Here is a 14,290-nt window from a genome sequence, read left to right as displayed (position 1 = left end):
ATCGCATATCTTTATATGGAAAATGGCTATGACTCCGAAGCAACTTGAAGTTTTCATCAGCGTCGTACAGCTCGGTTCTGTGACTGCGGCCGCGCAGCAGCTGGCGATGTCACAGCCTTCGGTAAGTAAAGTTTTGTCACTTATCGAGCAGCAGATGGGGTTTAACCTGTTCGAGCGGCTCAAGGGTAAAATGCAACCGACGCCCGAGGCTAATGAGCTGTACAAAGAGGCGCTGCGGGTTTATCTCGACAGGCTGCGTTTTGACCGTTTTGTGGATCATATCCGCCAATATCGTGTAGGACAACTACGAGTTTGTGCCACTCCGGCGTTAGCGTTAAACCTGTTGCCTCGGGCTGTTGCACGTTTTCGTCAGACATTCCCCGACTATGGCGTTGTCGCGGATATGTGCCTGAATAACGAGATCGAAGAGGCAGTGGAAGGTGGGCGTTACGACCTCGGATTTGTGGTCAAACCCGGCGGCGAACAGGGCGAAAACCGGTTCATGGTGAGCGAGGGGGAAATGGTGTGCGTATTGTCGGAGCAGCATCTGTTGGCTAAACAGACAGAGGTGTGCTGGCATGACATCGAACCTCGCGAGCTGGTATTTATCACCACCGATGCCCGGCTGGTGGCAATGATTGGCGACGTTGTCCCCGAGTTTCGTCAACGACAGGTTGCAGCCATAGAAACCAACCGCTACAGCATGGCGATTAATATGGTCAGGTATAATAACGGTGTGACTATCGTCGATCGTTTCTCAATACAGGGCTGTGATATGACAGGGTTAGCCGTGCGCCCGTTCAAACCGGCGCTGAAAGTTTCAGTGGTAGCGGTGTCCGAGGGTCACGGCGTCATGTCGCAACCCGGAGAGGAGTTTGTCAGAGTGATGAAAGAACTGATGAGGGAAACAGCGTTTTAGGATCACAGCCCGGCTAAGGGAACGCTGGTGGGGTTTTGGCGCAAATCTGCTGTCAGGACCACCAAAATGACCATTAACAGATGCGGGTTGCACAAAACGGATTTAAGCGCTCTGTTGCAGGTGGCGATCGTTCCCGGAAAGGAAAAAGTAGCGAGAGCAGGCATCAAAAGTCTGCTCAAGTGGATGTCTGTTCGAAGAGATCGGAAAGTCAGCTTTGTGCCAGATCTAGTCATTCACGCCCTGAGAGTTAAATTTTTAAGTAATTCAGGGTATGCGCTTATTGGTTACGAATATTGTGCCAGAATTATGTGATTTTATGATTGCCGCTTTGTTTTCGAGCCAGTAAGTGCCCCACGTTAACTAACGAATACTCAGGACATGCAGAAACACTGCTGACTATAATTTGTCTGAGCCGGTGGTTCTCGTATTACAGATCTTTGATCTTTTTAATATCAGCCGTATCCATCGCGGTTCGATCCTGGCCGCTAACAGTCCAGTGACGGTTTCGGTACATCGCTATTAACCAGCCCAAATTCGGCAGTGCAATTTTTGACCGTTTAGGCGGGGTGCGCTGGGAATTTCACTGTCATCGGGGGTAAACGGCGCTGAGTAGGGTTGCGGCGCTGTGGTAAACTAGTATTATGATGAGAATGAAAAATGGTAGATTAAAAATGAAGATTCATTTGATTTTTCAGTTAATTTCACCAAAAAATCAACGATGATGAGATTCGTTAGATCTGGCAATAACTATCATATCATCGCGGCTTTAACCTTTAATATATAAAGTATAGGAACAGTCATGAATAAAGTAATTCTTTGCGCTAGCTTGATTTTTTTTCATCATGCTCATTCGCCGCGAATCGGTTATGCGATGTGGTAAGTGGTGCAGTTTTGATTGCACAGGATGATAATAATACTAATTTAGGTAATGTGACAAATTCATACGACTCCAACTCTATTTTTAATTCATATGGGGCATATGGGAGTGAATATAACTCTAAATCAATTTGGAATGAATATGGAACCTTTGGGAGTGAGTACAGTCAATATTCACCATTCAACGCGTCTTCCTCTAAACCACCGATGTTCATCAAAAATGGCCAAGTAATTGGTTACTTGTCTAACAATAAGCATATTAATAACAGCGTTTCTCCTAATTTACTCAAGGCTATTTGTAAAGACGAGCTTTAATATAAAAACCAAAAAGTACAGTAAAAAACTCCATAAATAAACTGCTGTTCCGATTAAAAATGAGGGGATGCTTTAACGTGCCGGTGGATTTGCTCCCGATACTGTTGGGTTTCAAACCTCGTTTACCGCAAAATGGATACGTGCACCCTCGATGTATGCGCTCTCCTAACTGCATAAAATTATCGTATTGATTTTAAATTAATAAACTAGTCATGGAGATGTCACATGGGTGATTTTGAAAGAATATTTGGGGCTGGTGCAGATGTTATCTCAATCATTGATAATATTTCACGCTTCGAAATGGATACCCCAGATGATGTTATTTTGAAACCATATGTCGAGGTGGGTTTTTACACATATGATGGTGCCAGGGAATTTTTCATGAAACACCAGGGAACCATTATTAAACGCCATGAGATAGAGTTTTTAGCTCACGGGTTTAGGCATGCATCTTATGTTGTTTTCACGGAAAATGAAGAAGGCATTTATCTTAGTGAAAATTTCAAATATAACAAAGATGTAGCATTCCTGATTCCAAAAAAGTTTCTATTGAATTTTGGATATACTGAAAATAAAAAACTTGATACACTCACCAGAAAACTATTTGGAAGGAGGTTAATTACTCATGGAGTTTTGAACCTAAATCTTTTCAATAAGTTGAAGTGTTCAAGCGGATTTTTATGCTGTCATTTAAATGAAAGGCCACAGAGTTTCGAACTCATCAAAAAAAATCTTAATGAAGTAGGTTTAATTGCACATACTTTGTCAGATACTGCATTGATCATCTTCGATGAAGAAGGTGTCATTTATGGTGTGCTTCATAACAAGTTCGAATATACACTTGTTTTTGCAGTTGAGGGTTTTGTGAAAAAGTATATTTATCTGAAGTAATCATATTTTAATTACGTGTTAATATGTTGACTAATTAGAATGAATATTAAAACATATCTGGATTTAATTGTGAAAATACCCGTTGTATTGCTGGTGTGCCATTTTTCCAGGCAGCCTATCAGAGGAGTAATGTCTGTGACACAGGAAGTGGGGGTAAGTATCCTGCATAAACGTATCATTCACATTTAGAGAATCTCCGGCAATCCAACGTCCGCTCTTCGTTCTTAGCCGCCTGTTGCGCTACCACCGCTATGTTTATGTAAAAAGTGAAGGTGTTATAATCGAAGCATTCATTTGCCCGGATATACGATAACGATGATAAATAAAATACTGGTCAGTGCTTGCCTGGCGGGGTTCAAAGTGCGCTATGACGGAAGCGACAAAGCACAAATGACCGATCAGTTGCAGCGCTGGCAGAAAGAGCAGCGGCTTGTGATTCATTGTCCTGAACTGGCCGCCGGGTTGCCAATTCCACGTCCCCCAGCTGAGATTGTTTCTACTGATGGTAAAGACGCAATGAAGGCGCAGATCAGAATACTTGAAATTACGGGGCAGGATGTCACTGAGCACTATCAGCTTGCCGCCTGGTTGGCACTACGTACAGCTCGGGAGTCAGGTTGTACCGCTGCGCTGTTAACCGACGGCAGTCCAACATGCGGTAGCCAATTCATCTATGACGGTTCATTTACTGGCCAACGTAAGTCAGGCATGGGAGTCGCAGCGTCTCTGCTCACTGAACATGGAATAGCCGTGTTTTCTGAGAATAGGCTCGCCGATCTCATTGCCTGGATTGATGAGAAAGAACGCTGAACATATTTTTCATTGAGATACGAGAAGATGTCAGCTTTTTTGTTTATTACTGACGTCATATCTTCTCAGGCCGATTTGTGCCAGGAGCGAAACTTTATATACGTTGCAGTAGGTAAAACGCTACGATATTTTTCTCATTTGAAATGTAGACACTTTGTACGGTTCATAAAATCTCAACAACTTCAAATTCTTCAGCGATCAGCTCCATATCATCAGAAAAATAACCTTCACGAGTAAAAAACCGCTGATGTTCTTTCTTCCAATACTCAAGGCTCAAATCACCTTCACCTTCCTTTCGGGCAAAGTCCGCGGTAACATCACAAAAACGCACCAGTCGCATCGAAACCAACCTAATAACGCATACCGGTACATCTTGGCTATCAAGGATGATGTTATAACTCCCAATCTTAGGTGCATATTTTTCTTGTAGGTAAGATGCAAAAGAACCGCATGAGGCCGTTTTAATCCCTTTTTTAATAAGGTCTGCAAGCTCGTTGGCCAGTTCTGGGCTATCACCAATTTGCCAAGCATCAGCGCTTGGATACTTCACCTTTAATTCATCAACCGCAGACATTTAAAATCCTAATTAATCTTAATAAAAAGAAATTTTATACATATTATGAGCGTGAATTGCTCGAAAATTTACATAGATGCTTTCATATTACTTTTAGTCCGCTTTTCGCTCAACGCTGCCCGTCGACTTCTACCCGTTTAATAAACAGGCTCAATGTGGGATGTTTTCCGTTTTCTTAGCGGTTCCCGTAAACTACACCTCGCAGGCTATAACCTATGTGCAATGACGATAAACGGCTGTAATCTTGGTTTTTAGGCTCGTTAGCAAGACAAATTGCCAAAATGCCTGTTTATAAAAGCCCTCTGACTGGTTCGCGCTGGTGCACCAGGCGACTCCAACGAACGAGGAGGGGCGTAGCTATTCATACGAAGGAAGTAAGATGCTTTTGCCATATTCAGGCTTTACAAAAGCCGTATATCAATCGTCACTTGAAGAATGAGCCGTCAGCTGTTTGTTTCTCTGGATGGGCCCAAGGGAACCGGTAAAACCACACTGCTGGAAGCCATTACGAAAGTACTAAGGGCAGACAACAAGAAAGTGATCCGGCTTTGCGAGAAAAAAAGCGATCCCTACAGGGCTGAAACAATGGCCCTTGTTAACAAGCTCGCCAGAAATCCCGCCCTGGATTTGGAACTGGAGCTTTGTGAGCGCTTTGCTGATAGCCGTGCCTGGATTTCCAGACAAGTGCTGACTAAACAGCCACCGGACAGCATTATCTTGATGGATCGCTGGTATCCGTCGGATGCAGCGTTTCGCCGGATGGTTCCATTTGCAGAGATTTTACAGCTTAACATTGAACGAAACGTGCGAGTGCCAGACCTGAATGTCGGGGTTGTTACTGCGCCTGATATTTCATGGGCGAGGGCCGCGGCCCGATCGCGTGGGCTGAGTAGTACGGTGATTCATAAGCTTGAAGAGCATGTCGCTTGTACCAAAGCGTTCGCGCGAGAAATTGCAGATCAGGGCTGGGTTTTATGCCGTAATGAAGGAACGATCGAAGATGCAACGATGCTAGTGATATCTGAGATTTACAAAGTGCCTGGGTGCCCTTAAGCATCGTTTTTGCAGGCAGAGCTTCTGGCGCATATCACTGGGGATCAGGCCGTTTTTTATGGGATCTATGCGTTTCCTGTAAGTCAGTTAAGCGCCAACGTGATAGCTGGTAAGAGAGTTACTGACGTAGCGGTGAATCATCAACGCTGGCGGGTCATTTGCAGGAGGAACGTTTACTGTTCACCAGACAGGATTAGCCGGGCAGACGGAGCCACAAATGTAGGCAGGTATGCCTGCAAATCTACCGGCTATGGGTCTGTGAACATGGTCTGCAGAGATGACTAATATTCTGGCCTGAACACGTCTAATATAAGGCTTACGTCCGGGCGCTGTGTGACAGAATCATTCCTTACAGCACTAAACATCAGGGAGCCGGAGGCGTGTTTTCGTTTTGGAAAAAACGCAGAAACTGAACGGTTTGCTGATTCATGGTTTCAATGGCCATCAGATGCTCAAGTCTTTTCCACTTAATGCCGATGATGTGCAGCAAGTCCCGGTAAAAAATACTGAATTTCCCCCAGGGATAAAGAATCGCTAACCCGGTATCCATTTGTTCCAACCATGTGTGGCAATGACGATTTAATTGTGCGGTATACGCTAAAACGTCGTTATATTGCTTCTCGAGTTCTGGTTTTAATACGCGCAGTTTTTCATGCTCTTGCGCAACGAGCGCTTCTTGTTCCTGAAAAGCGCGGGCTTTGGTCCAGGCTCCTTTCGCTGCGAAATAGATAATCGGCGCTGCCACGATCCCTCCCAGTACCAACATACCGCCGCTCATTCCCGCCCCGCCCGCAGCGAGTGCACCACCACCAAACCAGGCAAGTGTCGCATTGCTTGCCGCGACGCCGGACAACGTGCCGATGGCTGTGCCAGTAGACGCGGTGCCAATGGCAGAAACAAGCGCCCATGCACCCAATGCCATTGAACCACCCACAATCCCACCAAATCCCACGTTGAGTACACCGGAATACTGTTGATTAAATCGTTCAATACTCTGCGATGCACGCATTGTTAGTCGGGACTGTTTATCGAAAGAAAGGGGTGTGGTTTCTAATAATTTCTCGATATGCTCAAGTCTGGCTTTTACGGTTTTTAGCGTGTCACCCAATTCACTAATACGATTATCAATCTTGGTTTTTATTTGTGTTATTTCGTCATGCGTTATTTTGTAGGAAGCATGAGTGGATTCGAAACTTGCTTTCGCATGCTCTAATTCCAACGACCCACCGAGCGTGATGATGGCATTCGCGGTGCGAAGCCCTGCTTTTAATAATCCCATGTTGTGCCTTGTCTGGTTGAACCTGGATTGTTTTCATTAGGAGGTGAAAAGTGCCGCCCTTGAGACACCGTAGTCTCGAGAATTTACACTTGTAAAAACAACGCGAACTTCCGCTCCTCGCTCATTGCAGAACTTATGCTCCTTAAATCTGGCGACTTTATACCAGAAACGGACATTACTAATCTATTCACCCCTTCGACAATGCTTCCCTGAGATAATTCTCCAGCAAAGATGCACACATTCGGGTTTCATAAGACATTATTTCTACCGGTGGAAGTAGCAGATGGGCACTAAAAGGAGGTATTTGAAAGCCGCCTAATAAGGGTATTAACAGCCCTTCTTCAATCTCACTCCGGCAGACCAGATCTTGCAAAACACCGATTGCGCGACCAGCTAATAAAAATGTGTAAACACTACGCCAGTGCGTTGAACGGAATTTAATATTGACGGGAGTATTTAATAGCTGGTCGTCAGGCGTGATAAATGGAATCTGATTATTCGGGAAAATGCCTGAAACAGTAGCAAAGGAAAAATTAATCAGTTCATCGGGGGATTGAGGCAAACCATTTTTTGCCAGCAAAGCGGGAGATGCGAGCAACACCCTGTGGACGGTGCCAAGCGGACGCGCTACAAAATAACCATCTGCTACCTCTCCAAGCCTTAATGATATATCGACCCCCTCCGTGACGGGGTCGATAATGCGATCGTTGAATACCAGATCAATTTGCAGCTCAGGGTGCTTTTCCTGAAGCCGTAATATAGCCGGTAACAGCAAGGCCTCTCCGGCGGAAAAGGGTGCGGAGATGCGAATTTTTCCACGCAAACATTGATTTTCTTCGTTCACTGACAGAGCGTATTCTGCGGCCTGAATAGCCGTTTTGCTTCGCTCATAAAATAGATTACCGCTGTGCGTCAGCGACATGTTACGGGTATTACGCCGTAGCAAACGAGTACCAAGATATGCTTCAAGCTTTTCTATTCGTTCACTCACTGTGGGTTGCCCAATACAGAGATCACGGGCTGCAGCTGACATGCTGCCCCGCTCAACGACCCTGACGAAAATGCGCATTGCAGAGAGTAAGTCCATAAAAAGATTATATTGGTTTTTCCGATAGATGAAAGCGGATCCTGATACCTTCTGTAAGAGTGAAAAGTGATGAATACTTAATGCCTGCGCTAAAAGTTGGCCAAATAGCCGCTAATTTCAATCATTTTTCTGGAAGAAAAGCATGTCAGATATCAAATTATTTATGTTCCAGTCGGGAACGCAGCAATGCAAGTATCACAATATCCGTATGAATCAGGGGAAAGGGGAAAACTATGAAATACCCGTGCCGTGGTTTTTACTCACTCATCCTGACGGTATTACTGTGATAGATGGTGGTCTGGCTGTTGAAGGATTAAAAGATCCTCATGCATATTGGGGCAGTGCTGCGGATCAGTTTATGCCGGTAATGTCAGAGAAACAGGGCTGCTTAGAACAACTCCAAAATCTTGGTATCGCGCCCGCAGACATTCGCTACGTCTTGTTGTCGCATCTACACTCAGACCATACCGGTGCTATTGGGCGTTTCCCGCATGCAACTCATATCGTGCAGGAGCTTGAGTACGACTATGCCTTTGCTCCTGACTGGTTCACTGCTGGTGCATATTGTCGAAAGGATTTCGACCGGCCAGATATTAATTGGCAGTTTCTAAAAGGAATTCAAGATGATAACTATGACCTGTATGGTGATGGCACATTACAGTGTATTTTCACTCCAGGTCATTCTCCAGGCCATCAATCTTTTATTGTGAGATTGCCGTCGGGACCAACCTTTACGCTAGCTATTGATGCGGCATATACCGTCGATCACTACAACGATAGAGCACTTCCCGGACTTATGACATCAGCTACCGATGTCGCTCAATCTGTTAAGAAACTACGTCATTTAACCGAACAGCACAGTGCAGTGCTTATCCCTGGTCACGATCCTGAAGAATGGAAAAAATATTCGCTCGCTCCCGCCAGTTATGGCTGAGTAAATGGCCACTACAAAGACAGGGTTCTGGAGCAATTTAATGCAACGAAAAAAGTACTTACGAGGATCAGGATCGCGTCTAAAGGATGTTTAACGTTAAGCGTTGCATGTGCATCTTGTGAATACTTCATTGCCCCGATAGTCATCTCACACCTTAACCGTGGGCAGCTTAATGACAATATGTCCGCCACTCGCTCAAAGCTACAATTAACCCAAAAAACAAAAAGCCCGCTTAGTTTCCTAAGCGGGCTTCTCTAAATTTGGCTCCTCTGACTGGACTCGAACCAGTGACATACGGATTAACAGTCCGCCGTTCTACCGACTGAACTACAGAGGAATCGTGTGAACGGGGCGCATAATATCCAGAGGGCCATGGAGTGTCAACGCTAAATTCGACAAAAGCATCCGACTGCTCAGCAACTAATCAATACCGTCATAAAAAGCCACTTTTCTGGCATAAACTGGGCTTCAGCGCGCGATTTAACAATCACAGCGCTGGCCGCGAAGTTGCCTTGCCAGCGGGTCCTGCAGATAAAAACGGGTGAAATGGCCGTATACCAGCGGAAAACGTTCAGAAAGCAACTCTGGCGCACTAAAGAAGTATTCAGACAGCACGGCAAAACATTCTGCCGGATCGGTGGCGGCATAGGCGTCCATGCTCGCGGCTTCTTCGCCGACAGTATCAATCTCATCTTGCAAATTTTGCATAGCAGCCTGCAAATCATGCTCCCACGAAACCACTTCGCGCAGCGGGATTGGTGGAACACCGCTGACTTCGCCACCATTGCGCATATCCAGTTTGTGGGCGGCTTCGTGGATTATCAGGTTAAATCCGGAGTTGTCGAACGAGTCTTCGATATCCTGCCAGTTAAGGACGATCGGACCCTGATCCCAGCTCTGGCCGGCATGAATTTGCGAGCCTGCGTGCACCAGCCCGTTTTCATCCTGCCACGGTGAATCCACCACGAAAGGGGAAGGGTAGAGCAGAATCTCATGGAAACCGTCGAGCCATGATGCGCCGAGCTCCATTACCGGTAGCGCGAACAATAACGCGATGCGGGCCTGCATCTGTTCTGTCAGCGTAATTCCCTGCAAAGGAACCAGCCTTTTTTGATGCATAAGCTGGCTGGCAATCTGAACCAGGCGCGCTTTCTCCGACTCATTCAGGGAGGATAAAAGTGGGATTTTCAGCGCATCATTCCATGCGTCTGATTTCTCAATTTTCAGGTCATTCGCTTTCCACGGCCACTTAATCATCATCTTGCTCGCAAAGTGATCATTCGGATTGTCAGCAGGGTTCTCCGCCAGATTACTCCAATACAAGTAACTTCAACAAGTTAGCTTCGCTATCGGACTGATTCTGTGTGGATGTTACACATCAGCGGATTTTAAGCAAAAACCGCACGCATCTTATAAGACGTAGCTCACGTTATTATTCTAGTTGCTGGTTCAAAGCGTGCCCGCAGTGCATATGATTCGCAGGCACGGAATGCTCCTGAATGAGGCTGATATATCAATCCGACAGGCTGAAACTGTTATTCTCAGCCCGGCACCAGAACGGTTAAATGTAATTGCTGACTTGTATTTCGATATTCTCTGAGGTTGTTTTGAACTCTTTTGCCAGCAATGCAATAAAGGCGTCACGGTCGATATGCTCTACTTTTCCATCGTGATAAGTATCTGAAAAAGAAACATAAAGACCATCTTTAAAACCGATCTGAACACTTTCACCTTCAATGGGGATGTTTTTCATGAGGTATTCCTTCACAGCCATATATTGAACTAAGCCATTGAAAACATAATTGCAGGTGTTTTGTTAACTTATTTTCTCACGGTCATAGCACAACTGAACTTATAGTGCCGCTAACCCGGACTTTGAACTGTGACCCGCGGCAGGATTTATTATGTACAGATGCGGGCGATGGCTGGAAATCACTCCAGCCATTTTTCGATGAATTCAACGGGAGCCACCGGCTTGCCAAAAAAGTAACCTTGTAAAAATTCCAGGCGATAAGGCGCGAGGTAATCGACCTGGGTTTGTGTCTCAATACCTTCCGCGACAATAATCATTTGCAGGCGTTTAGCCAGATCAATCACGTTATCGACGATATGCCCTGCCAGCGCATCGGTGCCGATCCGCCCAATAAAACTTTGGTCGATCTTCAGAATATCGATATGAAACTTTTGCAGATAGGCCAGGCTGGAATGCCCTGTGCCAAAGTCATCCATAGCAATCAATACCCCCATCCGGCGCAGTGCGTTGAACAGGCTGTGCGTGATCTCCCCGGGTTCAATAAGTTCGCGTTCGGTCAGTTCCAGCACCAGATTGATCGGATTCTCTTTGAAGGCGTTGATGAAGGCTTTGCAGTCTTCAGCCAGTGTGAGGTCTTTAAAATGGCTTGCGCAGATATTAAAACCAAAATGGAAATTTTTCGGCAACTGTGCGGCCAGCGGGCCGAACTGATCGCGCACCTGAGCCATGATCAACCGGGTCATCGGCACAATCAGGCCGCTCTCTTCGGCCAGCGGGATAAACTGGTATGGCGGAATTAGCCCGGATTGCGGATGTTGCCAACGCATCAGGACTTCAGCCCCGGTAATCTGGTGATTTGTGCCGTCAACGACGGGTTGCAGGTAGGGAATAAACTGTTTCTTTTCCAGCGCTTCTTTCAACGCAGACGTCGGGTTGCCCACCCGTCCCAGTTGGGCATACGTCATAAAGGCGATAAAAATGCTGACCAGCGGGAATAAAATAAGGCTGACGGTCGCGTAATCAAAAATATAGCGCCAGTGATCGCTTTTACGGATCACTAACCGCATTTCATAAGGGTAATGCTCAGAGGTGAGCACCATTCGTTCCCCCTCAGGCCAGCTATCGCTGGTGTGAATTTTACCCTTATTGTCCATCCACTGGTTGCCTACCTGCAATATCAGGTAAGCATGGGTGCTGAGCAGTTCCAAAATGTTATGCAAAAAATAACCGTCGACCCCAACCAGCACGCCGCTGCCGTTAACGTCGTGGCGATACGCAATAAGCGGGTGATTTGGCGTAACGGCATTGCCGCTCATCAGCATCAGTTTCCCGCCGACATATTTATCCGTGGAGATATCGTCAGTCCGCTCGCCAAATAGTGAGGCGCAGTAAATCGTGTTCTGGCGATAAAGATTAACCGTACGGACATTCGGTACGCTGGCGACCTGCCAGCGCAGTGCCTGGATGGTGTCCTGAGTGCAGGGGGTGCCGATCAGATTTTCAACGGCAGCGGTCGCTCTGGCAGCATTATCCAGCGTCATATCTACCAGTCTTACGGATTGCTGCAAACTTGCCCCGGCATCACGGCGTAACCCCTGGGCGGTTTGCCAGGAAATGGCCAGAATCCCGAGTGCAGCGACGACAATGAATGCCAGCAATGAAAGGCAAATTCTGATACGTGGTTGGTTTAACCAGTTTAAGGCCAAAGAGATATCCACCAGTAAGGGTCAGAGATAGAAGTTTCGTCCAGTTAATATAACCCATAATGGTGTTATCCACTGTCACCGCCGCAGTAAGAAGGTCAAATTCACACCAGTGATAAACCTGTATTTGATACAAATCATGAATGGATAACCCTTCAACTATTTTTTGTATTATTAAAATTTTTAAAGCGTATTATCCCGTTTTTCGCCGGATTGTGAGTTTGTTCTTGTGGTCTTTGGTGAAATTTACAGTTTATGGTAAAGGGGTTTTATATGTTTAGGAAATTATCTGCTGAGTTTATCGGCACGTTTGTTTTGGTTTTTGGCGGCTGCGGCAGCGCTTTTTTTGCGGCGGGTTTTCCTGCGCTGGGCATTGGTTTTGCAGGTGTGGCGCTGGCGTTTGGCCTGACGGTGTTAACGATGGCATTTGCTGTGGGTCATATTTCGGGTGGCCATTTTAATCCGGCGGTGACTTTGGGTTTATTTGCGGGTGGACGAATTCCTGGCAATGATGTGGTGCCTTATATTATTTCTCAGGTTCTTGGCGGTATTGCGGCGGCGGCTGTGTTGTACGTGATTGCCAGCGGGCATGCGGATTTTAATGCTACGACGAGTGGTTTTGCTTCTAACGGTTATGGCGAGCACTCCCCTGGTGGTTACAGCCTTGCCGCTGCGATGATATGTGAAGGTGTTCTAACCGCCATTTTCCTGATTGTGATCCACGGTGCGACGGACAAACGCGCTCCGGCCGGTTTTGCGCCTGTCGCCATCGGCCTGGCGTTAACTCTTATCCATCTCATCAGCATTCCTGTCACCAATACCTCGGTGAACCCGGCGCGTAGTACAGCAGTGGCGCTGTTTCAGGGGACCTGGGCAATACAGCAACTTTGGATGTTCTGGCTGATGCCGGTTGTCGGCGGCGTGGCTGGCGGCCTGATCTACCGTAACATTCTGCAATCTAAAGACTGAGGCCCGTCACTTTTAACGGTTTTCCTGGTAGCGTAAAGTTTGTAGCATAAACCTTTACGCTGCCTGTCAGATAACGATACCAGGACAACCCGATGCTTCCCCGTTTTAAACTGCTCTTTTGTGCCGCTGCCTTATCCTTTTCTGTTACCGGTGCCGCAGTGGCTGCCGATGCGCCCAGCTACGGGCCGCAATTACAGGGTTTTGACTACCCGTATCCGCTGAAACAATTTTCCTTCAACTCACAGGGTGCGCCGTTGCAGATGGGGTACCTCGATGTCTCCCCGGTGGGGCGAAAAAATGGTCAGACAGTGGTGCTGATGCACGGGAAAAACTTCTGCGCAGCGACCTGGGGGGATACGATCAAAGCGCTGGTGGGCAGCGGATATCGCGTGATCGCGCCCGATCAGGTCGGATTCTGTTCTTCTACTAAGCCGGAGCATTATCAGTACAGTTTCCAGCAACTGGCGATCAATACTCATGAATTGCTTAAAAGCCTGAAGATCACCAAAGCCGTGATTGTCGGGCATTCGACCGGTGGGATGCTGGCAACGCGTTACAGCCTGATGTTTGCGCCGGAAGTTTCAAAACTGGTGCTGGTGAATCCGATAGGTCTGGAAGACTGGAAAGCGAAGGGTGTGCCATTCAGGACGGTAGATCAGTGGTATGACCGTGAGCTAAAAACATCAGCCGACAGCATCAGACAGTATGAGCTTAAAACTTATTACGTGAATAAGTGGAAGCCGGAATATGATCGTTGGGTGGATATGCTGGCGGGGCTCAATAATGGGCCGGGGCATAAATTGGTTGCGTGGAACTCGGCGCTGATTTACGACATGATTTTTACCCAGCCGGTATTCTACGAATTCAAAAACCTGCGCGTTCCGACGACGCTGATGATTGGCACGTCAGATACGACGGCAATTGGCAGCGACATTGCGCCACCGGCGGTGAAGGCTAAAATAGGCCACTACAATGTGCTGGGAAAACAGGTAGCGAAGATGATCCCGCATGCGAAACTGATTGAATTTAAAGGCCTGGGGCATGCGCCACAAATGGAAGAACCGGAAAAATTCAATGCCACCTTGCTGAAAACGCTGGCGCACTGATTTTACTTCAGAATAAAACCG

14 protein-coding genes and 1 tRNA gene are annotated in these 14,290 nt (G+C 46.7%); 8 read left to right on the top strand and 7 right to left on the bottom strand.

All coding sequences use genetic code 11. The annotated features are described in order from the left end of the window. Positions 1-28: 28 nt before the first annotated feature. The 4 genes from CWS43_RS18670 to CWS43_RS18645 all read left to right on the top strand — a co-directional run bounded on the left by CWS43_RS18670 (position 29) and on the right by CWS43_RS18645 (position 3,811). The gene (locus CWS43_RS18670; RefSeq protein WP_101078587.1) at positions 29-919 is read left to right on the top strand and encodes a LysR family transcriptional regulator; all 891 of its coding nucleotides are present in this window, start codon (positions 29-31) and stop codon (positions 917-919) included. Positions 920-985: 66 nt separating this feature from the next. Next, entirely contained in the window at positions 986-1,231 is a 246-nt protein-coding gene (locus tag CWS43_RS18665; protein ID WP_101078586.1) for a hypothetical protein, read from the top strand. Between the two features lie 1,104 nt (positions 1,232-2,335). Then, positions 2,336-3,001, top strand: coding sequence for a hypothetical protein (locus CWS43_RS18650; protein ID WP_101078584.1), 666 nt, complete (start codon positions 2,336-2,338; stop codon positions 2,999-3,001). A gap of 315 nt (positions 3,002-3,316) precedes the next feature. Beyond that, positions 3,317-3,811 (top strand): DUF523 domain-containing protein, encoded by a 495-nt coding sequence (locus CWS43_RS18645; RefSeq protein ID WP_101078583.1) that lies wholly within the window; start codon positions 3,317-3,319, stop codon positions 3,809-3,811. Positions 3,812-3,974: 163 nt separating this feature from the next. On the opposite strand, the gene CWS43_RS18640 is transcribed toward CWS43_RS18645, so the two are convergent. Next, complete coding sequence (locus CWS43_RS18640) at positions 3,975-4,385, bottom strand: ASCH domain-containing protein (RefSeq protein ID WP_101078582.1); 411 nt, start codon at positions 4,383-4,385, stop codon at positions 3,975-3,977. Positions 4,386-4,820: 435 nt separating this feature from the next. Between CWS43_RS18640 and CWS43_RS18635 the strand changes: the two genes are divergently transcribed. Continuing rightward, positions 4,821-5,438: a dTMP kinase gene (locus tag CWS43_RS18635; protein WP_101078581.1), complete on the top strand. Its 618-nt coding sequence runs from the start codon at positions 4,821-4,823 to the stop codon at positions 5,436-5,438. 364 nt (positions 5,439-5,802) lie between these two features. On the opposite strand, the gene CWS43_RS18625 is transcribed toward CWS43_RS18635, so the two are convergent. Together CWS43_RS18625 and CWS43_RS18620 are read right to left on the bottom strand one after the other, a co-directional pair. Then, a complete protein-coding gene (locus tag CWS43_RS18625; protein ID WP_101078580.1) occupies positions 5,803-6,717 on the bottom strand; it encodes a hypothetical protein in 915 nt (304 codons plus the stop codon). A 187-nt stretch (positions 6,718-6,904) separates the two neighbouring features. Then, positions 6,905-7,786 carry a LysR family transcriptional regulator gene (locus CWS43_RS18620; protein ID WP_101078780.1) on the bottom strand — a complete coding sequence of 294 codons (882 nt, stop codon included), beginning with the start codon at positions 7,784-7,786 and terminating at the stop codon, positions 6,905-6,907. A 160-nt stretch (positions 7,787-7,946) separates the two neighbouring features. Here CWS43_RS18620 and attM point away from each other — a divergent pair, with 160 nt between their 5' ends. Then, positions 7,947-8,738 carry an N-acyl homoserine lactonase AttM gene (attM, locus tag CWS43_RS18615; protein ID WP_101078579.1) on the top strand — a complete coding sequence of 264 codons (792 nt, stop codon included), beginning with the start codon at positions 7,947-7,949 and terminating at the stop codon, positions 8,736-8,738. A 261-nt stretch (positions 8,739-8,999) separates the two neighbouring features. Here attM and CWS43_RS18610 read toward each other — a convergent pair. The 4 genes from CWS43_RS18610 to CWS43_RS18595 form a co-directional block, all read right to left on the bottom strand. Beyond that, positions 9,000-9,075 (bottom strand) — tRNA-Asn (locus CWS43_RS18610). 143 nt (positions 9,076-9,218) lie between these two features. Beyond that, positions 9,219-9,995: a DgsA anti-repressor MtfA gene (mtfA, locus tag CWS43_RS18605; RefSeq protein ID WP_101078578.1), complete on the bottom strand. Its 777-nt coding sequence runs from the start codon at positions 9,993-9,995 to the stop codon at positions 9,219-9,221. 304 nt (positions 9,996-10,299) lie between these two features. Then, entirely contained in the window at positions 10,300-10,491 is a 192-nt protein-coding gene (locus CWS43_RS18600; RefSeq protein WP_101078577.1) for a hypothetical protein, read from the bottom strand. A gap of 179 nt (positions 10,492-10,670) precedes the next feature. Next, a complete protein-coding gene (locus tag CWS43_RS18595; protein WP_101078576.1) occupies positions 10,671-12,197 on the bottom strand; it encodes an EAL domain-containing protein in 1,527 nt (508 codons plus the stop codon). 270 nt (positions 12,198-12,467) lie between these two features. Between CWS43_RS18595 and aqpZ the strand changes: the two genes are divergently transcribed. Both aqpZ and CWS43_RS18585 read left to right on the top strand, forming a co-directional pair. Next, the gene (gene aqpZ / locus CWS43_RS18590; protein WP_101078575.1) at positions 12,468-13,163 is read left to right on the top strand and encodes an aquaporin Z; all 696 of its coding nucleotides are present in this window, start codon (positions 12,468-12,470) and stop codon (positions 13,161-13,163) included. A gap of 92 nt (positions 13,164-13,255) precedes the next feature. Continuing rightward, positions 13,256-14,269 (top strand): alpha/beta fold hydrolase, encoded by a 1,014-nt coding sequence (locus tag CWS43_RS18585; protein WP_101078574.1) that lies wholly within the window; start codon positions 13,256-13,258, stop codon positions 14,267-14,269. The last annotated feature ends 21 nt before the right edge of the window (positions 14,270-14,290 follow it).

This window comes from Rahnella sp. AA, from assembly GCF_002834385.1.
In the GTDB taxonomy this organism is placed as follows: domain Bacteria; phylum Pseudomonadota; class Gammaproteobacteria; order Enterobacterales; family Enterobacteriaceae; genus Rahnella.
Note: the sequence above shows the minus strand (reverse complement) of the source record. Positions and strands in the feature narration are given on the sequence as shown.